Below are 19,938 nucleotides of genomic sequence, written 5' to 3' on the forward strand. Positions count from 1 at the left end.
GGCTTGCTTTTGACCGATTCAGTTTTGCGAATCGTTAGTTGAAGAGGGCGGTGTCCTCAATCGCGGGAGCCGATACCGGCGCGGGTGGGGGTAGGGTGTTGTTTAAGTTTCCTTTGTTTCTTCCTTCAAAGATGAGATAGAAGGTCGGCAGGAGCAGCAGGGTCAACAGAGTGGAGGCGCAGAGACCGCCGATGATAACAACTGCCATTCCGCGCATCATCTCTGCACCGTCGCCGATTCCGAGTGACATCGGCACCATGGAAAGGACGGTGGTCAGAGTGGTCATCAGGATCGGGCGCAGACGGGTACGGCCGGTATTGAGCAGAGCGGTCTGCATATCCATGCTGGACCGGTACTGGTTGGTGGTATCGACAAACAGGATGCCGTTGTTGACCACCGTTCCGACTAGTGTCAGGAAGCCCATCAGAGAGGGCATGCTCAGGGTACTGTTGGTGAGATAGAGCAGGCCGAATGAGCCGATCAAGCTGAACGGGACACAGACCATCACCATCAGAGAAAATTTGGGAGATTCAAACTGCATCGCCATAACCATGAACACAAGCAGCGCAGCGATTGCGATTGCCATGCCGAGTGCAGAGAATTCCTGCATCATCTGTTCATCCATCGAACCGGAAGCCAATGTCACACCGTTGGGCAGCTGCATTGCCTGCACCTGTGCGAGAATCTCGGCTTTGGCGGTATACTTCGCTGCTTCGGTCGGCTGCCCGGTAACTGTAACAATGTACTGGTTATTTTTGCGGGTGATACTTTGTGGGCTGTCCGAGAAATTGATTTCTGCAACATCGAGCAACGGGACCTGCTGTCCAGCCGCGTTAATCAGGATCAGCCCGGAAAGGTCACTGATTGTCTGAAACCGTCCACGCGGATATTCGACCCAGATTTCGTATTCCTGTCCATTCTGCGAGAGGGTAGTGACCTCACTGCCGCTAAGTACCTTATAGATCAGCGAACCAATCTGCGCAGGCTGGAATCCTTTGGATGCGGCCTTGAGCGGATCGATCTCGACCTTGGCTTGCGGGTTGCCTTTTGCGACAGTAGAAGTCACTCGGACGATCCCGCTATTTTGGTGCATCAGCGATTCGATCTCGGCGGAAGTCGTTTTGAGCAGATCGTAATCGTTGCCCTGAAGGTTGACCTCTACGTCACCACCTCCGGCCATCGACCCCATAGAGCTACTGGACGATTCTACATTGATCTCACAGTCCAGCATCTCCCTGGTTTCCTGTCTCCACTGTTCGACTACCTCGTTGGTGGACATCTCTCGGTCACCTTTCAGATAGGCGGTGAGGGTTGCCCCACCCGAACTGCCCATCATCATGCTTCCACCGCCGGTGCTGAGTGAGTATCGTTCCACGTCGGGATGATTTGCCGCAAGCTGTTCAATATCGGTCATAATTTCATCGACACGTCCGACCTGAAGCCCGGGACGCAGCTCGGCGCTGACCGCTATGGTTCCTTCATCGACAGACGGCATCATCTCAACGTGTATCAGAGGGATCAGAGCGAGCGAACCAACCAAAAGCAGAATGGAAACCAGAACCACCGTCTTTTTAAACGGAAGAATGTGACGAAGCAGGTTTCCATAACCGACCTCGACCTTCCGTACAAACCGAGAGATAGGCGCTTCCCGCCGCTCGACCGGTTTAAACATCGAAAAGAAGAGCGGCACGAGGGTGAGCGCACAGATCAGGGAGGCGGTCAGAGAAAAGATAATTGTGAACCCGAGTTGTTTGAAGAGCTGGCCAGAAAGACCCTTCATTACACTGATCGGAAGGAACACAACAACGGTGGTAATCGTTGAGGCAATGATGGACATTGCGACAAACCCGGCGCCCTCGATTGCACATTTTTTGAAATCCTGCCGTTCTGTACTGCTGCGCCGGAAGCAACTCTCGATTACAACAATCGAGCTGTCGACCATCATGCCGACACCAATGACCATACCGCCCAGTGAAACGACGTTGAGTGAGAATCCCATCAGCTTCATCAGGATGACAGTAACCAGTAGGGAAATCGGCATCGAGCTTCCGACAATCAGCGATGCTTTGATATCCCCAAAAAAGAGGAAGAGCACCAGCATTGAAAGGAGGACCCCGAGAATCAATGTGCTGAATACTGTCTTGACCGAATCGACAATCATGTCGCTGCTGTCATAGATCACGTCAAGGCGGACGCCGCTATCAGCGGCATTGAGCCGCCCCACCTCCCGCAGCACTGTCCGCGAGACGTCGAGTGTGCTCGCACTCTGCCGCTTGGTGATCGAAAGGCTGATATTGTCCACACCATTGTATCGGCTGATGCTGTCCGCATCACGGGAGGTGCGGAATATCTGTGCAACATCCGAAAGATGAATCACACCGCCGCTGCGCAGGGGGATCGGGACGTCACGTAGAGATTCCACCGTCTTGTATTCGACAGCGGCCCGCACCGCGAGCGACTGGGTACCCATGTCCGCATCACCGGCAGGAATCGAAAAGTTGGCAGCGGAGAGGAGTGCGCTGATCGTGTCAATGTCGAGGCCATACTGACGCAGACGGTCCTCCATCAGCTGGATACTGATATATTCTTCCTGTCCACCCGCTACATCGACACTTGCAACACCCGAGAGTTTTTCAAATTCGGGGACAATGCTCTCGTTGATATAGTTGAGCAGGTTGATATCGCCGGTTGCACTCGCCGAAAGCACGACACTGGGCATCCCGTTGACATCCATCTCCATAATGATCGGGTCAGATGCGTTGTCTGGCAGCAGGCCCTTGTATCGGTTGATCTTTTCCTGTAGGTCCATGTGCGCAATATCCATGTTGCTCCCATATTCCAGCTCAAGGATCACAAGGGAAACATTTTCCTGTGAGACCGACTGCACATTTTTCAGCCCGTTCAGTGTCGAGCAGGCGTCCTCGACCTTCTTGGAGACGAGCTCCTCCACGTCCTCCGGTCCTGCGCCTGGGTAGGTGGTCATAACCACGAACATCGGCATTTCAATATCGGGGGTCATTTCAAGTGGGGTAGTTGCAATCGACATTGCGCCAAAGACCAGCAGCGCAAATACAATGATAATCATTGAAACCGGCCGCTTGATTGCAAGTTTTGTCAGATTCATTTAGAGCCTCCCTGCATCACTTTCAACCCCGAAGCGTAACTCTGAGCGGCAGAGGAACTGCTCTTGGAGGATGAGGATTTAGAAGAGCTGTCGCCATCCATCCGGCGGACCGTCCGGTTCGGCTCGGTGGAGAGCTGCTCCTGTGGGACAGAGGAAGCCGCAGAAGAGATAGGTTCCGATTCGGAGGAAACAACATCCTCCGGAGTGGAGGCGGTTTCTTCCGCTTCGGAGCTTTCTCCGGAGCTGGCATCGGTATCCTTCTCGGCCGCGCCAACTGCCGCCGAAACCGCGACCACCGCATTTTCATCCCCCTGTACGACAACCTCCGCACCGTCCAACAGGCGGGGATGCCATGAGGTGATGACCCGATCATTTTCCGAGAGGCCCGAGAGAACTGCGATCTCGGTTTCGCTCGAAACACCGGTCTGAACCTCAGTCTTGACCGCTTTGCCGTTCCGGTAGAGATAAACATACGGTTGTTCAGCATCGTAGTAGAGGCAGTCGATCGGCAGGATGATGCTGTCGGTTGCCTTCTGGGTGGCGGCGTAGAGCTTGACTGTGGCGCCGGTATGTAGCTGAATCTGTTCGCCGTCTATGCTCGCCTTAATATTGAACAGGCCGGTCTGTGCATCAACCGCAGTGGGAATTTCAGTGATGGTGCCGACAGTTGTCTGACCGCCTGCTTCAATCTCGATCTCCTCACCGATCGAAAGGTTTTGCATCACCGACTCGGAAACCCCAAATCGCACAGTCATGATGCTTTTGTTCGAGATCACATAGGAAGGCTGTCCGGAAGGGGCGGGGTTCTGTTCAGACACATTTTTCTGTTCGATGATCCCGGAGATCGGCGCGGTGACCCGGGTGTACTCGATCGACTTGGCCTGGATCTGAAGCTGTGCTTCTGAGACCGCTTCCGCATCCTCACGGGAGACGCCAGCAGTCAGGTCGTAGGCCTCCTTTGCGGCATTGTAGCTGTTTTTGGCGTTGCGGTAAGCGGTGCGTGCTGAGCGAAGCTGCGGATCATCGTCGTCCTCCAACTCGTCTACCCTATCACGCGCATAGACATACTGCTCATAGGCAGTGGTGCGGGCGTTTTCCTTCTGTACAAGAAGTCTGTCCCGATCGGCGTCCGCGCCGTAAGTCGCCTTCAGTTCTTCGGCGGACATTCCGGAAATCCGGTCAAGCTCGAGGTCGAGATTTTCCATCTCCTTCTCAAACTTCTCGACATTCCGCTGCTGCCGTTCGATCTCGTCCGCGACCCCGTCGTTGAGGTTTTTCAGGTTGTCGCGGGCGGTGTTGAGCGCGCTCTGGGCGGCGTTCAGGCTGGACTTCATCGTGACGAGCTGGGTGTCGTACCCACTGCCCAGCTGTGCATCTGCCGCGATGCGGGCCGCATTATACTGGAGCTGCGCCATCTCGGGATCAATCTCAAAAAGCAGCTGTCCTTTCTGCACTGGTTCCCCGATCTCGAAATAGGTGCGCAGGACGGTGCCGCTTGCCTTAGGGAACACCTGCACCGATTCCTCAGGCTGCACCGTACCGATAAAAGAGGTGGTCTGGGCAAGGCTGCCGCGGATAGGTTTGGCGACACTGACGTTGATTTCAGAAAGCTGCGCGGCAACAGGGGCGGTATCGTCGGGACCCATGCGGGACAGGAACCCGACAGCGGCAACGCCGCCAACAACTGCGCAGCACAAAAGTACTCCGGTGATCTTTTTCAATGGGAGAACCTCCTATTTACTTATTGAGATATATTCAACACACTTCAAAACGGGTATCCGTTTTGAAGTGGCAGGCAAAAGTCCGCCAGCACGCAAAGCGCGCCAGGTGATGAAGCAGGGCTGCTTGCAACAGTCCTCTGCGGCGCTCCCGCCGCAGGCTTGAAAGAATCAGTTTGGTTCTTTTCAAACGCTTCCCTTATAATTCTGATATAGTTTACAGCCGGATTATGAACCAAGTATGGACTGTGCAACCATTTGTGTGAAAAATCTGTGAACGAGGTGTTATATTTGTGTTTTTGAGAAAACCCCTATCATTCTATCATATTTTCTGGTAGGATGGTAGCAGGAATTTTTGAAAAAGGAGGAATCGTATGGCGGTAATTTTGGTCGTGGATGACAACCAGAAAATTCGCAGGCTGATCGATATTTATCTGCGCCGGGAAGGGTTTTCCACCCTGCTTGCCGAAACCGGGGATCAGGCTCTGCACTTGCTGGGGGAGCAGGCGGTCGACCTGATGATCGTTGACATCATGATGCCGGGGATGGACGGTTATGCGCTGGTTCGGCAGCTCCGGGAAAATCGGATGGAGATACCGGTACTGATGGCGACCGCCAAAACCGAGTTCGTGGACAAAAAAGAAGGGTTTGAGGCGGGCGCAGACGATTATATGACCAAACCGGTTGATCTGGAAGAACTGGTTCTGCGGGTGCGGGCGCTGCTCCGACGCAGCCGGATTTACAGCGAGAATCAAATACGGATCGGCGAGGTGACACTCGATTATAATACGCTCGAGGTCCGGCTCCCGGGGGAGACAGTCGTGCTTCCGCAAAAGGAATTTTACCTGCTTTACAAGTTGTTCTCCTATCCCAACCGGATTTTTACCCGCCAGGAGCTGATGGATGAAATCTGGGGATTTGACAGTGAAACCAGCCCCCGTACCGTAGACGTGCACATCAAGCGGCTGCGGGAGCGGTTCGAGCAGGTACCGGATCTGGAGATTTCCACCATTCGGGGCCTTGGCTATAAAGGGGTGCAGAAGGGTACATGAAAAAGCGCTGCAAACGCCGCAGTACGGTTTACCATCAGGTTGTGGGTCTGCTCTGTCTGATAATGCTGGTCACTACGGCGGTCCCAACAGTCATGTTTTCCCATTTCTCCAGACGGGCGTTCGCCGGCGATGTACAAAATCAGGTGCTGTCCAGTATTGACACTGTAGCGGATTATCTGGAACAGCACCACCTGCCCCTTTCGGACATTGACGAGCTGCTCAGTTTTGAGCGTCTCCGGCTTCGGATACTGGATGATCTTTCCCCGCTTGAGCTGGACAAAGAGGAACAGAGAAGGCTCGCGGCTGATGGCTACCTTGTGTTCTCCCGGACCAGTGGGAACGGTCTACCTCATGCGATGCTCAACCGGTATAAGGACAGCTATATCCTGGTTCAGGCGGACATGGAACCGATCTTCCGACTCTCCCGTCAGACCAAATTGCTTTCGCTGCTGCTTACCCTGCTGATCGGCCTTATCGCCGCGATGATCGGTGGCTACCGCCTGCTGGTGCCGGTGCGTATGCTGGACGAGGCAACCCGTAAGGTCGCGGCAGGGGATTTTACCGTCCGGATTCCCGCCCCAAAGCGCATGGATGAGATTGGTTCGCTGATCGAGAGTTTTAACACCATGACACGGGAGCTTGGCAGTGTTGAGATGCTCCGCAGCAACTTTGTTTCGGACATCTCACATGAGTTCAAGACGCCGCTGACCGCCATCGAAGGATATGCCAAACTGCTTGAGGGGGATTGCAGCCCAGAGGAACGCAGGGAATATGTGGGGACGATCACCGACGAAACCCGCAGGCTGTCGGTTCTGGTGGCGAACATTCTGATGATTAACCGGCTGGATAAAGGCAATATCCCATCCGAGCGGCATCCAGTGCGGATTGACGAGCAGATTCGGCATGCGCTTGCCCTCTGTGAGGCGGGCTGGACCGGAAAAAATTTGGAGTTGGACCTCGAACTGGATGAAATTTATTTTGCAGGTTATGAGTCGTTATTGATGCAGGTGTGGGCGAACCTGATCGACAATGCGGTAAAGTTTTCTCCGGATGGAGGACGGATTTCCCTGGCTCTGCACCAGAAAGGGGGGCGGGTGGTGTTTGTCATCTGCAACGATGGGGACAACATTCCGGAGGAAAGCAGACCGCATCTGTTTGAGCAGTTTTATAAGGCCGATCCTTCCCGAGGAGGAGAGGGAAACGGTCTGGGGCTTTCGATCGTCAAGCGGGTAGCGGAGTTGCATGGTGGGGAAGTATCTGTAGAAAACCTGCCCGGAAGCGGCGTGCGTTTTACCATATTCTTGTAAGGGATTCAGGTCTTGCCTGATTTTTTGCCTGGGAAATCGCATCAGAAGTTTTCTCCCACTTTTGACTGTGCCCTGTGGGACAAGAAATATAGTTCAGGAAAAGAAAGGGGCCTTTTTTATGAGAGACGCAGAAAAAACCATTGGAAATCTAATGGATAAACAGTCGGTCTGCTTTTTGGGCGCGATTGATAAGGAGGGGTTCCCGAGCGTCAAGGCGATGCTCCAACCGCGCGAACGGGAGGGAATTCACACCTTCTGGCTGACCACAAACATCTCGTCGCTGCATGTGGCGCAGTACCGCGAGAATCCTGCGGCTTGCCTTTATTTCTGTGACCGGCGTTTTTTCCGAGGTGCGCTGTTGACCGGTACCATAGAGATATTGACCGACTCTGAGTCCCGCTACCGGATCTGGCGGGAAGGGGATACGGCCTACTATCCGCAGGGCCCGGATGACCCAGACTACTGTGTATTGCGTTTTACCGCCCGGTCAGGACGGTATTACCACAACTTCAAGTCCGAAGATTTTGCAATACAAGAAACTATTGGAAACTGAAAAATCCTGCATGATCTTCCCGCGCACTGCCCATACTTTTCTCGAATGTAGAGAGTATAAGGGGTGCGCGGGATTTGTATATCAATAAAGTGGAAATCTGCGGGGTAAACACCTCCAAACTGACTGTCCTGAAGGAAAAGGAAAAGATCGAACTGCTAAAAAGAATTCGTGCGGGAGATCAGGCGGCGCGGGACGAGATGATAAACGGCAATCTTCGGCTGGTGCTGTCGGTCGTGCAGAAATTCACCAACCGGGGGGAAAACCTCGATGATCTGTTTCAGGTGGGATGTATTGGCCTGATTAAAGCGATCGACAATTTTGATCCGAACCAAAATGTCCGGTTTTCTACCTATGGCGTGCCGATGATTATCGGGGAAATCCGGCGGCATCTGCGGGACAACAACGCGGTGCGGGTGAGCCGTTCACTCCGGGACATGGCATATAAGGCGATGCAGGCCAAAGAGGCGCTGATGAACCGCAACTCCCGGGAGCCGACGGTTGATGAGATCGCAAAGGAAATGGGGGTTAAGAAGGAGGATGTCGTGCTTGCACTCGAGGCGATCGTCGAACCGATGTCCCTCTACGAACCGGTCTATTCGGATGGCGGGGACACCATCTTTGTGATGGACCAGGTGGGGGATAAAAATGGTGAGAGCGACTGGATGGACGAAATCGCGATCAAGGAGGCGATGAAGAGTCTCGGAGAACGGGAAAAAAAGATTTTGTCCCTGCGCTTTTTTGTCGGCAAAACACAGATGGAGGTTGCAAAAGAGATCGGGATTTCCCAAGCGCAGGTATCGAGGCTGGAAAAAGGCGCACTGGAATGGATTAAAAAGCATATTTGAAGTTCATAGGCCAATTTTACCAGTCCCACATTGACACTCAAAACTGGAAATGATAAAATAAAGCGATCAATTTGGGATTGGCAGGAGGCTTTTTTATGGATCGTTTTGAAAAAGTTTACAGCCAGGGTATCATTGATGTAATTGAAATCTGGGTCGACACAGAGACGGGTGTCAATTATATGTTCCACAGGAATGGAAATGCAGCAGGCTTAACGCCATTGATCGACAAGGACGGAAACCCTGTCGTAACGCAATAACGTCTGGATGGTTGGGCATTTTGACAAAGTGTTCATAAAATCAGGCATTAGCAGCGCGAAAAAATGCACAGAACAGGCGTAAACGGTTGACTTTTCCAGAGCTAGGGTATATACTGTTTGGCATATGGCGATGATGGGATTAACCACCGCATGTTTGCCCCAGAGAAGCGGCCCTTGGGCTGTGAGGCCGCTGCAAAACCCCGGTGGAAGCCATCCCTGAGCCTTCCGGCGCGGAGCCGGACGCGGTGCGAGCGTTAATCCTCTTGAGCGGCGCAATTGCGCAATATGGGTGGTACCGCGGAAGGTGTTTATTACGCTTTTCGTCCCATTTTATGGGGCGGGGGCGTTTTTTATTTTGTCACAATTTTAAAGGAGCGATAGAGACAATGCAATGGACTGGACTCAATGAACTGCGTGAAAAATTCCTCAGCTTTTTTGAAAGCAAGGAACATCTGCGGCTGCCGAGCTTCCCTTTGATGCCGGCTGCGGATGAAGCAAGCCTGCTATTGATCAACTCGGGCATGGCCCCCATGAAAAAATGGTTCCTTGGTATCGAAACCCCACCCAGAAAGCGGGTCACCACCTGCCAGAAGTGCATCCGTACCCCGGATATTGAAAATGTGGGAAAAACCGCACGTCATGGCACCTATTTTGAAATGCTCGGAAACTTCTCGTTCGGGGATTATTTCAAGCACGAGGCAACCGCGTGGGCTTGGGAGTTTATCACCAAGGTGCTCGAACTTCCGGTGGACCGGCTGTGGGTTTCGGTCTATGAGGACGACGACGAAGCGGTTGAAATCTGGACCAAAGAGGTCGGCGTAGACCCAACTCATATTGTCCGTCTCGGGAAGGATGACAATTTCTGGGAGATTGGTTCCGGCCCCTGCGGCCCCTGCTCTGAGATCTATTTTGACCGAGGTGAGAAATACGGCTGCGGCAAACCTACCTGCGGTGTCGGCTGCGACTGTGACCGCTATGTCGAGTTCTGGAATCTGGTGTTCTCCCAGTTTGACGGGGATGGGAACGGCCACTACGAGCGGATGGAGCATCCGAATATCGACACCGGTATGGGGCTGGAGCGCCTTGCCTGCATCATGCAGGGGGTGGACAATCTATTTGAGGTAGATACCGTCCAGAACATCATGAGCCATATTGCAAAGATCGCGGGGGTACAGTATCACACCAATGAGAAAACGGATGTCTCTTTGCGGGTCATCACCGACCACATTCGTTCGACTACCTTTATGGTTGGGGACGGCATCCTCCCACAGAACGAGGGGCGCGGTTATGTCCTGCGCCGCCTGCTCCGCCGCGCTGCACGCCATGGACGGTTGCTCGGGATCGACCGCCCGTTCCTTTATGAGGTCGCTGAAACGGTGATCCGCGAAAATGCCAATGCCTACCCAAATCTGGTCGAGAACAAAGACTATATTATCAAGGTCATCAAGGTGGAAGAAGAGCGGTTTGCCCGCACGATCGACCAGGGAATCGAGCTTCTCAACGCAATTATCGACAAGATCGACTCTGATATAGAGAACAAAACGGTGCGGGGTGCGGACGCCTTTAAACTTTATGACACCTTTGGGTTCCCTGTCGACCTGATCAAAGAGATCCTGGAAGAGCGTGGAATCGGGCTGGATGAAGAAGAGTTCATCGCCAAGATGGAGGAACAGAAGCAGCGCGCCCGCGAAGCCCGCGCCGCGATGGGCGATCTCGGCTGGGAGGAGGACATCCTCTCAGACGTGAAAGAGCATGGCAATTTCGTGGGTTATACCGACTTTGCCGCCAAAGCCAAAGTAGTGGCAATCATCAAGGATAACCAGCGGGCGGAAGAGCTATCGGATGGCGAGCTTGGCTCGATCGTGCTGGATATTACCCCGTTCTATGCTGAGAGCGGCGGTCAGGCCGGAGATGGCGGTATGCTCAAAAGTGACAGCAGTTTTTTCAATGTCTTTGACTGCAAAAAATCCAAAGGTGGACATTTTGTACATGTAGGGGAGCTGACTGCCGGAACCTTGAAGGTGGGGGACACGGTCACTGCGGCGATCAATGCAGGACGCCGCCGCGATATTATGCGCAACCATACCTCCTGCCATCTGCTTCAGGCGGCACTGCGTAATGTGCTCGGAGATCATGTGCATCAGGCGGGCGCCTTCTACGACGACAACATCTGCCGGTTCGACTTCACCCACTTCTCTGCGGTTACGCCCGAGGAGCTGGAGAAGGTCGAGGAGATCGTCAACCGGGCGGTACTTTCCGCGATCGACGTGGAGGTACGGGAGATGCCGATTGACGAAGCGAAAAAGCTCGGGGCAATGGCGCTGTTTGGGGAAAAGTATGGCGATACCGTACGGGTCTGCAACGTGCCGGGCGAGTCAATCGAGCTTTGCGGCGGCACCCATCTGGACAATACTGCAAAAGTCGGCCTCTTCAAAATTGTGAAGGAATCTTCGGTCGCGGCAGGTATCCGCAGGATTGAGGCGGTCACCGGCCGGAATGTGCTCAAGCTGATCTCCGACCAGGAAAAGCTGATGCAGGAGACTGCATCGGCGCTGAAGGTCGGCAATCCCGCTGAGCTTCCCGTCAAGGCGGCCGCGCTCAACAGTGAGATGAAAGCCCTTCAGAAGGAGCTGGACGGGATCAACAGCAAACTTGCCGAGGTGCAGATGAGCAACCTGTTTGATGGTGCGCAGGAGGTTGGCGGCATCCGGATTGCAAGCATCTCTCTCAACGGCGCGAAGGTGGAAGCGCTGCGCACGATGGGAGACCATGCGCGTGACCGGAATCCGGCAGCAATCTGTGTTCTGACCACAGTCAATGCCGGAAAGGCGAGCATCCTTGTCTGCTGCGGCAAAGATGCGGTCGCGAAAGGTGCTCACGCCGGCAGGATCGTCAAGGAGTTCACCGCACTCTGCGGTGGATCGGGTGGCGGTCGTCCGGACTCCGCAATGGGCGGCACTACCGAGATTTTTAAGATCGACGAAGCGGTTGCACAGCTTCCGGCGATTGTGGGCAAATTTATTCAATAATCAGGAGGGATCGGCTGTGAGCGATTGTCTGTTTTGCAAGATCATTGCGGGAGAGATCCCGAGCAAAAAGATTTATGAGGATGACCGGTGTTATGCATTCCATGACATTGATCCGCAGGCGCCGGTACATTTTCTGGTGGTGCCCAAAGCGCATATTTCGGGCGCAAATATGCTCACCGAGGAAAACTGCGCGGTGGTTGGGCATATCTTTGCAGTAATTGCCAAGCTTGCGAAGGGACTGGACTGCGGGGATGATTTTCGCGTGGTCAACAACTGTGGCCCAATGGCGGGACAAACGGTCGGGCACCTGCACTTCCATGTACTCGCGCAGCGCAACCTTGCCTGGCCTCCAGGCTGATTGGCAGATTGAAAAGCAGATTTCAGAAAAGGTGGTCATATTGTGAAAAGGACAGAGATCAAAAAGCTGTTCACGGCAGTACAGGAATATACCAGTGCGCCAGTAACCGTCTGCGGATGGGCAAAAACGATCCGGGACTCCAAGTCGATCGGCTTTATCGAGCTGAACGATGGTTCTTCCTTTCAGAACTTACAGGTTGTCCTTGAAGCGGGTAAACTTGAGAATTTTTCCGAGGTCGTCAAACTCAATGTCGGCAGTGCGCTGGTGGTCCGCGGCTCGATCCTGTTGACCCCGGATGCGAAACAGCCGTTTGAGCTTCATGCAGACGCGGTGGAGATTGAAGGGGCTTCCACTCCGGACTATCCGCTCCAGAAGAAGCGCCATTCGCTTGAATTCCTGCGTTCGATCGCGCATCTGCGTCCGCGCACCAATACCTTTGCAGCAGTGTTCCGGGTGCGGTCGGTCGCGGCTTACGCAATCCATAAGTTTTTCAACGAACGCGGTTTCGTTTATGTGCATACCCCGCTGATTACCGGCAGTGACGCGGAGGGGGCAGGGGAGATGTTCCGGGTCACCACCCTTGATCCACTGAACCCGCCGCTTACCGAGGACGGAAAGGTAGATTACTCGCAGGACTTTTTCGGAAAGGCGACCAATCTCACCGTCTCCGGGCAGCTGGAGGGGGAATGTATGGCGCTGGCATTCTCGAATATTTACACGTTCGGGCCGACCTTCCGCGCAGAAAACTCCAATACGGCCCGCCATGCAGCGGAATTCTGGATGGTCGAGCCGGAGATTGCATTTGCGGATCTTCAGGATAACATGGACCTTGCACAGGATATGATAAAATTTGTACTCTCCTATGTACTTGAGCAGTGCCCGCAGGAGATGACGTTTTTCAACAATTTCTATGACAAGGGGCTGATCGAGCGGCTTAACGGGATCGTCCATTCGGAGTTTGCACACCTGACCTACACCGAAGCGGTCGAGCAGCTGGAAAAAGTCAAAGACCAGTTCCAGTACCCGGTTTACTGGGGATGTGATCTCCAGACCGAGCATGAACGGTATCTAACCGAGGAGCTAATGAAGCGGCCGGTATTTGTGACCGATTATCCAAAGGAAATCAAGGCGTTTTATATGCGCCTGAATGATGATAACAAGACGGTCGCAGCGGTAGATATGCTGGTGCCTGGTATTGGGGAGATCATTGGCGGAAGCCAGCGTGAAGAGCGGCTTGATGTGCTGACCAGCCGAATTGCAGAGCTTGGCCTGAAAGAAGAGGACTACAGCTGGTACCTTGATCTCCGCAGATATGGCGGTGCCAGACATTCTGGATTTGGATTGGGCTTCGAACGGTTGATTATGTATATCACTGGGGTTTCGAATATTCGGGACGTGCTTCCGTTCCCGCGGACAACCGGTTCGGCAGAATATTGAGTTTGTGTTTCGCGCGCGGGTAGTTTACCCGCGCGCGGTTTTTGACAGGGAGGCGCTTTTTATGCAGGTGATTGAGCGGATTCCGGCAGGGACGGCCTGCTGCTGGCTACTACGAGGAGAGACGGGCTCGGTGCTGATCGACACAGGAATGAGGAATGCGGGGCAGATTCTCAGACAGGTTCAGGATGCGAATGTCCGGTTGATTTTGCTGACCCATGCCCATTTTGACCACATCAAAAATGCAGCGTTTCTTGCACAGGAGTTGAAGGTACCTGTTGCGCTCCATCCGGCGGACCTGCCATTGTTGGAACATCAGTCCGCCCGTCCGCTCAATGCACAGGGCGTACGTGGGCAGATGCTGCGCTACTTTTCCCAAAAGCTGATGCAGAAGCCGTTGGAGCCGTTTTCCCCGGAAATCCTGCTCTCGGATGGGATGCGTCTGAATGCCTACGGGGTGGATGCGCAGGTGATCGAGCTTCCGGGCCATACCGCTGGTTCGACAGGAGTGATCGCGGGGGAAGCCATTGTGGTTGGGGATGCACTGATGCGGATGCCAGCTCTCTCGCCGCCGCTGATCTTTGAAGATCGGAAATCCTGCTTGGAATCGGTGTCCCGTATTCGAGAAAGCGGTGCAAAAATCGTGCTCACAAGTCATGGTTTCACAATCCGCAGAAGATTTTTTGTGTGAATTGTCTAAATCAGCTTGCGGGAACTGGTGTTTTCATGTATAATAAAAATGTTATATGATAAAAAATAAAAGATGGAGGTTATCGACTTATGGCAAGATACAGCGAACTTTCCCGGCAAGAGCTGGAAACCCTGCGCACCGAGCTGACAGAACGGTATGAGCAGTTTAAACGCAGGGGCTTGAAGCTCGATATGTCGCGTGGAAAGCCCTCATCCGATCAGCTTGACCTCGCAAACGGCCTTTTTGATGTGGTCAATTCCAAGACCTCCTGTCTGTCCGCCGATGGTACCGACTGCCGTAACTACGGGGATTTTACCGGTATTCCCGACTGCAAAGTGATCTTCTGTGAGATGTTGGGCGTTGCCCCCGAGGAGTTGTTCATCTGCGGCAACTCGAGCCTGACCATGATGTATGATGCGATTGGTAAGATGGTGCTGCATGGGGTGCGGCCGGGTGCGGAGCCGTGGTGGAAGACCCCTGAACGAAAATTCCTCTGCCCGGTGCCGGGGTATGACCGCCATTTCGCGATTACCCAGCGTTACAATTTTGAGATGATCCCAGTGGAGATGGATGAAAACGGTCCGGACATGGACGTGGTTGAACGATTGGCAGCGTCTGATCCTACGATTAAAGGTATCTGGTGTGTTCCGAAATATTCCAATCCGAACGGTGTAACCTATTCGGACGAAACGGTGCGGCGTCTGGCGCGCATGAAGACCGCTGCAAGTGATTTCATGATTATGTGGGATAACGCCTATGCAGTGCATGACCTGCATCCCGAGGAGCGGCAGCAGATCCTGAATATTCTGGAGGAGTGTAAGGCAGCGGGAGATCCTGACCGAGTAATGATGTTTGCATCAACATCCAAAATTTCCCATGCAGGTGCTGGTGTTGCGGCCTTTGCATGTTCAACTGCGGTTATGGAGAACATGAAAAATCTGCTGACGATCCAGACGATCAGTTTTGACAAGGTCAACATGCTGCGCCATGCGCGGTACTTCAAAAATTTGGACGGTGTGCTCGCGCATATGGAAAAGTTGGCGGCGGAACTGCGTCCGAAGTTCCAGACGGTACTGGATGCATTCAATAATGAGTTGGCTGGAAAAGGGATTGCCGAATGGATTGAGCCGAAGGGCGGATATTTTATTTCACTGAATGTGCTCGACGGCTGTGCCAAAAAGGTGGTTCAGATGTGCAAGGATGCAGGTGTTGTGTTGACCTCCGCAGGTGCGACTTATCCGTATGGAAAGGACCCGCGTGATCGTAATATCCGCGTCGCACCTTCCTATCCGACCGTCTCCGAGCTCCAGCAGGCGGTGGAACTGCTTTGCCTCTGCGTCGAGTTAGCAGGAGTTGAAAAGTTGCTGGAGCAGTAAACCGAAAATTAAAGACAAAAGACGCAGGCGCAGAGAGTGCTATGTGCCTGCGTCTTTTGTAGAACGATCTCTTGTCAAGAGCGTCCGGTTGTGCTACACTAAAGCTGGAATATTTGAACAGTAGACGATGAGGAGATCGAAAGGGATGATGGGATGATAAACTGTCCGAAATGTGGGCATCCGGTCAGTGGGCGGGCGCGTTCCTGCGGCTACTGCGGAGAATCCCTTGTCAATAACTATTTTGCGCGGGAGGAACGGCATAAAGGCAAGGATCCGTTACTAGAAGCACCGGCCGGTGCGGCAGGCATCTGCGCAATGGTTTTGGGTATCTTTGGATGCCTTGCACTGCTGGCGGCGCTTGCCTTTCAGCTGATGGTCATGTTTGGATATGGCGGCTCGGTTCCACCGGAAATCGACCGGAATTGGTGGATCCGCACCCTTGTGCTTGCGGTGCCATCGGTGGTCCTGCTGGTGCAGGAGTTGATCCTCGGAGGGAGCAGGGGCGGATTGCTGTTCGACAGTTTTTGGCTGTTTGCCTCTGGCTGCGGACTGATCCTGACGATACAGTGCTATACCGGCAAGGGATCAGGATTGTTTTTTGATGTTGTAGCGATCCCTTATCTGTTGATTGCCGGGTGTGCCTTGGTGGTTATTTCGTCTGTGACCAGCATCCTTGCCTATAAGCATTATTGAAACAAAAAAGACTGCTACCGCAGTCTTTTTTACTTCTTATTCTCTTTGCAAAAAGGTATATGTAGATTCATCTGATAGATGCGGTATAAACGTATATCCATTCCAGCAGAAGTCCTTCAAGCCCTCTGGATCGTCGATTCGCTCTTTCACAATATAACGTGCCATCCGCCCGCGTGCCATCTTTGCGGCAGTAGCGAGCATTCTGGGTTTTCCTCTCTTCATCACGAGAAAATTACAGGTAAGAAACCGGTCGTGCGGGGTTAGATAGGGCTGTACCGTTCTGGAATATTCCGCAGAGGCTAAGTTGATAACCGTCTTTCCGCTGGAAAGCAGGTCTCGATAAAACAGATCCCCCCAGAATTGATAGAGATTTTGCCCGCCAAATTTCAGTTTGCAGAGAAATTCCAGCCGATAGGGAAGAATCCCGTCGGTTGGTCGGAGAACCCCATAAAATGCGCTGAGTAGACGCAGATGATCGTTTGCGAAAGCAAAGTCCGCAAGACTGAACGATTGCGGATCGAGATTGCGGTATTGCAGGCCGTGGTAAGCGAGTAACGCAGCAGTTCCTTCTGCATCTGGGTCGAACGACTGGAAGGAGTCGAATGCCTTGAGCGCAAGGTCGGGATTCACTGACATGGGGCGTTCAAGCTGCCATGGACTAAATTTGCGGAGAGTTTCGACAAGCTGTTCTGTCTGCGCGAGAAAACGTGGGCGGGACAGAGTCAACCCCTCCAGACGGGATGACTGCATATTTTTGGCTGGGGAGAGGATAATGAACATGGCATTCTCCTGCGGATTATATAGATTCGTTTGGCTCAGCGGGTTCGGCAGGTTCGAGACGGATATGTTGGTGCTCCACAGCTGCTTCAATGACCAGCACGATACTTATCAGGATATCAAAAAGAGTACCGGTTACAATAAGATCCGTGTTGTAGACGACAAGCGGACGAGATGCTTTCATCACGATCAGATTGAGCAGGACAGAGACCGCGTGTATTACATAAAAGAAAACGAGGTCGCGGGTCCTCAGGAAAGAAAGGATGATTCGCTTACACAGAAGGACAAGTCCCAGGAAAATGGCTACGCCCGCAGAGTAGTAGATAACAGTCGGCAGGCGATCCAGGTCGTTCGAGAGGAGAAACGTCAGCCCGCTGAGCCGAAAGCCGCAGAGCAGCAGCATAATCCAGAACATCCATTGATGGAGCATGAAGATACCTCCCTAATCCGAATTCAATTCAAGTCTTATGAAAAAAGATGATACCAGATTCTGAACAAGCTGTCAAATCACTGGTTTTCGAGAAGTGCGCCGACTGTCTCAAAATTTCCAGTCAGAACCGCAACAATGCCTTTATAGGTAGTGACTGGGTCTTTAAAAAAACGATCTTGAAGCTTTCGGCAGGTTTCTGCATCTGGCAGCAGAATGGTCAGCGTCAGCAGGTCGCTTCCAATATCGCTGATTGTGAGGGTCAGTAGATACCCATCCTCCACCTTGCGGGTTTCCGCTTTGTTGTGAGTTCGGTGCTCCCGGATCAGAAAATAATCTCGTGCGGCAGCAACCGCTTTTTCACGGATCGAAAGGGGGAGTGTCTTTTCGAATGTCTCGGCAGCGTTGCGCCCAAGATCGGTGATCTGATAGCATTGATCAGGCTCGGATGGACTGGGAGACAGAATTTCTATGTGTCCACTCTTAACCAATCCTGAAGCTGCACTTGCAGCCTCAAAATAGTTGCCGATCCCTTCGGAAACGAAAACTTCAATCAGCGCAGAGATTGGCATTGGATGCCCCAGGCTACGCAGGATATAACAGATCAGAATCTTGATTTCATAATCCATTGTAAGGCCGCCGGGTTCAACACCGGCGCGGAAAACATCGTACATTCCAAACATCCTCTCTTCATGATCCTTTCTATCTATCATACATAATTTTAGAGGGTAACGTCAATAGCTTTGAGATTTGATCTGAATCATAAGTACACTTGAATTTCCAGTATTTCACTTATTGTATAGAACTGCTCTCTCAATCATGATAGTTCTATGACCTTACTTTCCGCTCCAATCTAGCACTTTTTTTGAGACATCTCTACTTCTACCTGCAAAAGGTGATTATTTTGGAAAGAATCTGTCTTTTTATCTTTACTTTATCGGGTGGTTATTGTAAAATAAATAGAGTATGCGGAAGCCAGTTGTACCGTGGAAAAAACATTCTATGGAGGTAGTTTATGCCAATCAAGTATAAACGGGTCCTGCTCAAGTTGAGCGGAGAGGCTCTTGCCGGTGAGAAGAAGTTTGGGATTGATTACAATGTGATTTCTTCGATCTGCGAAAGTATTAAAAAATGTGTGGATCTTGGAGCGCAGATTGGGATTGTTGTAGGTGGCGGCAACTTCTTCCGAGGGCGAAGCAGCAGCCAGATGGAGGATCGCACACGTGCAGATCATATGGGAATGCTGGCGACAGTGATGAATGCGCTGGCACTGGCAGATGCGTTGGAAACGCATGGGGTTGAAGTGCGTGTACAGACAGCAATCACGATGCAGCAGATTGCTGAACCATACATTCGGAACAAAGCGATTCGGCATATGGAAAAGGGGCGGGTTGTAGTCTTTGGATGCGGTACAGGAAACCCGTTTTTCTCAACTGATACGGCATCCTCCCTTCGTGCCGCGGAGATTGATGCGGACATCATGTTGAAGGCCACGATGGTAGATGGTGTCTATGACTGTGACCCAAATAAAAACGCAAATGCAGTTAAGTATGAAAGAGTGACTTTCCAGGAAGTGCTTGAAAAGGGACTGGCAGTAATGGACAGCACCGCAGCGGCGATGTGCAGAGAGAATGGAATACCGGTTCTGGTGTTTAGTCTGGCGGACCCGGACAATATTCTGGCGGCTATTCAGGGTGAAAATATTGGTACGATTGTGAAGGAGGACTAACCATGAAAGAGAAGCTTCAGGTTTACAATGAAAAGATGGAAAAGACCATCCGTATTCTGGAATCGGACTACGCTTCGATCCGCGCAGGGCGTGCCAATCCGGCTGTTCTGGACAAAATTACTGTCGATTACTATGGCACGCCGACCCCAATTCAATCTCTGGCTGCGGTTTCCGTATCCGAAGCTCGTATACTCGTTATCCAACCTTGGGATAAATCTACCCTAAAGGCCATCGAAAAGGCGATTCAGGTGTCCGACCTTGGTATCAACCCATCTAATGACGGCATGGTAATCAGAATTGTTTTCCCGCCGCTGACGGAGGAACGCAGAAAGGATATCTGCAAGCAGATCCGCAAGCAAGGAGAGGATTCGAAAGTAGCGATTCGCTCGATCCGTCGGGATGCGAATGATACCTTTAAGAAACAGAAAAAAAGCAGTGAGATCAGTGAGGATGAGCAGAAGACCTTGGAAGAGGATATGCAGAAGCTAACTGATAAATTCTGTAAGCGGATCGATGAGATCGCATCGAAAAAAGAGAAAGAAATTCTGGAAATCTAACGAACGGAGGA

Annotated in this window: 18 protein-coding genes; 13 read left to right on the forward strand and 5 right to left on the reverse strand. The window is 52.4% G+C overall.

Translation table 11 applies throughout. From position 1 onward, the window contains the following. Positions 1 to 34: 34 nt before the first annotated feature. Together C814_RS15145 and C814_RS15150 are read right to left on the reverse strand one after the other, a co-directional pair. The gene (locus tag C814_RS15145) at positions 35 to 3,124 is read right to left on the reverse strand and encodes an efflux RND transporter permease subunit (RefSeq protein ID WP_016316237.1); all 3,090 of its coding nucleotides are present in this window, start codon (positions 3,122 to 3,124) and stop codon (positions 35 to 37) included. Beyond that, entirely contained in the window at positions 3,121 to 4,845 is a 1,725-nt protein-coding gene (locus C814_RS15150; protein WP_016316238.1) for an efflux RND transporter periplasmic adaptor subunit, read from the reverse strand. Before C814_RS15150 ends, C814_RS15145 begins: the two co-directional genes overlap by 4 nt. 371 nt (positions 4,846 to 5,216) lie before the next feature. On the opposite strand from C814_RS15150, the gene C814_RS15155 reads away from it, so the two are divergent. From C814_RS15155 to C814_RS15200, 11 genes are all read left to right on the forward strand, one after another. After that, a complete protein-coding gene (locus C814_RS15155; protein WP_016316239.1) occupies positions 5,217 to 5,894 on the forward strand; it encodes a response regulator transcription factor in 678 nt (225 codons plus the stop codon). Then, a complete protein-coding gene (locus C814_RS0105015; protein WP_016316240.1) occupies positions 5,891 to 7,201 on the forward strand; it encodes a HAMP domain-containing sensor histidine kinase in 1,311 nt (436 codons plus the stop codon). The genes C814_RS15155 and C814_RS0105015 overlap by 4 nt, the downstream gene beginning before the upstream one ends. A 118-nt stretch (positions 7,202 to 7,319) precedes the next feature. Further along, positions 7,320 to 7,754, forward strand: coding sequence for a pyridoxamine 5'-phosphate oxidase family protein (locus C814_RS15160; RefSeq protein ID WP_016316241.1), 435 nt, complete (start codon positions 7,320 to 7,322; stop codon positions 7,752 to 7,754). Positions 7,755 to 7,828: 74 nt separating this feature from the next. Beyond that, positions 7,829 to 8,599 carry an RNA polymerase sporulation sigma factor SigG gene (sigG, locus tag C814_RS15165; protein WP_016316242.1) on the forward strand — a complete coding sequence of 257 codons (771 nt, stop codon included), beginning with the start codon at positions 7,829 to 7,831 and terminating at the stop codon, positions 8,597 to 8,599. A gap of 95 nt (positions 8,600 to 8,694) precedes the next feature. Further along, positions 8,695 to 8,856, forward strand: coding sequence for a DUF6440 family protein (locus C814_RS15170; protein ID WP_016316243.1), 162 nt, complete (start codon positions 8,695 to 8,697; stop codon positions 8,854 to 8,856). 386 nt (positions 8,857 to 9,242) lie between these two features. Beyond that, positions 9,243 to 11,885: an alanine--tRNA ligase gene (gene alaS, locus C814_RS15175; RefSeq protein ID WP_016316244.1), complete on the forward strand. Its 2,643-nt coding sequence runs from the start codon at positions 9,243 to 9,245 to the stop codon at positions 11,883 to 11,885. 16 nt (positions 11,886 to 11,901) lie between these two features. Then, the gene (locus C814_RS15180) at positions 11,902 to 12,243 is read left to right on the forward strand and encodes a histidine triad nucleotide-binding protein (protein WP_016316245.1); all 342 of its coding nucleotides are present in this window, start codon (positions 11,902 to 11,904) and stop codon (positions 12,241 to 12,243) included. Between the two features lie 42 nt (positions 12,244 to 12,285). Then, entirely contained in the window at positions 12,286 to 13,680 is a 1,395-nt protein-coding gene (gene asnS, locus C814_RS15185) for an asparagine--tRNA ligase (protein WP_016316246.1), read from the forward strand. Positions 13,681 to 13,741: 61 nt separating this feature from the next. Then, positions 13,742 to 14,368 (forward strand): MBL fold metallo-hydrolase, encoded by a 627-nt coding sequence (locus C814_RS15190; protein WP_016316247.1) that lies wholly within the window; start codon positions 13,742 to 13,744, stop codon positions 14,366 to 14,368. Positions 14,369 to 14,457: 89 nt separating this feature from the next. Continuing rightward, positions 14,458 to 15,744 carry an aspartate aminotransferase type Ic gene (locus tag C814_RS15195; RefSeq protein WP_016316248.1) on the forward strand — a complete coding sequence of 429 codons (1,287 nt, stop codon included), beginning with the start codon at positions 14,458 to 14,460 and terminating at the stop codon, positions 15,742 to 15,744. Between the two features lie 153 nt (positions 15,745 to 15,897). Continuing rightward, positions 15,898 to 16,437, forward strand: a complete 540-nt coding sequence (locus C814_RS15200) for a zinc ribbon domain-containing protein (protein WP_016316249.1) — start codon at positions 15,898 to 15,900, stop codon at positions 16,435 to 16,437. A 36-nt stretch (positions 16,438 to 16,473) separates the two neighbouring features. Here C814_RS15200 and yaaA read toward each other — a convergent pair whose 3' ends face one another. The 3 genes from yaaA to C814_RS15210 form a co-directional block, all read right to left on the reverse strand. Continuing rightward, positions 16,474 to 17,217 carry a peroxide stress protein YaaA gene (yaaA, locus tag C814_RS15205; protein WP_016316250.1) on the reverse strand — a complete coding sequence of 248 codons (744 nt, stop codon included), beginning with the start codon at positions 17,215 to 17,217 and terminating at the stop codon, positions 16,474 to 16,476. Between the two features lie 16 nt (positions 17,218 to 17,233). Then, a complete protein-coding gene (locus C814_RS23715; RefSeq protein WP_016316251.1) occupies positions 17,234 to 17,644 on the reverse strand; it encodes a hypothetical protein in 411 nt (136 codons plus the stop codon). A 77-nt stretch (positions 17,645 to 17,721) separates the two neighbouring features. Beyond that, the gene (locus C814_RS15210) at positions 17,722 to 18,315 is read right to left on the reverse strand and encodes a DUF4364 family protein (protein ID WP_016316252.1); all 594 of its coding nucleotides are present in this window, start codon (positions 18,313 to 18,315) and stop codon (positions 17,722 to 17,724) included. A gap of 341 nt (positions 18,316 to 18,656) precedes the next feature. Between C814_RS15210 and pyrH the strand changes: the two genes are divergently transcribed. Both pyrH and frr read left to right on the forward strand, forming a co-directional pair. Then, positions 18,657 to 19,370, forward strand: coding sequence for a UMP kinase (pyrH, locus tag C814_RS15215; RefSeq protein ID WP_016316253.1), 714 nt, complete (start codon positions 18,657 to 18,659; stop codon positions 19,368 to 19,370). Between the two features lie 2 nt (positions 19,371 to 19,372). Further along, the gene (frr, locus tag C814_RS15220) at positions 19,373 to 19,927 is read left to right on the forward strand and encodes a ribosome recycling factor (protein ID WP_016316254.1); all 555 of its coding nucleotides are present in this window, start codon (positions 19,373 to 19,375) and stop codon (positions 19,925 to 19,927) included. Positions 19,928 to 19,938 lie beyond the last annotated feature (11 nt).

Source organism: Anaerotruncus sp. G3(2012), assembly GCF_000403395.2.
Taxonomy (GTDB): Bacteria; Bacillota; Clostridia; order Oscillospirales; family Ruminococcaceae; genus Anaerotruncus.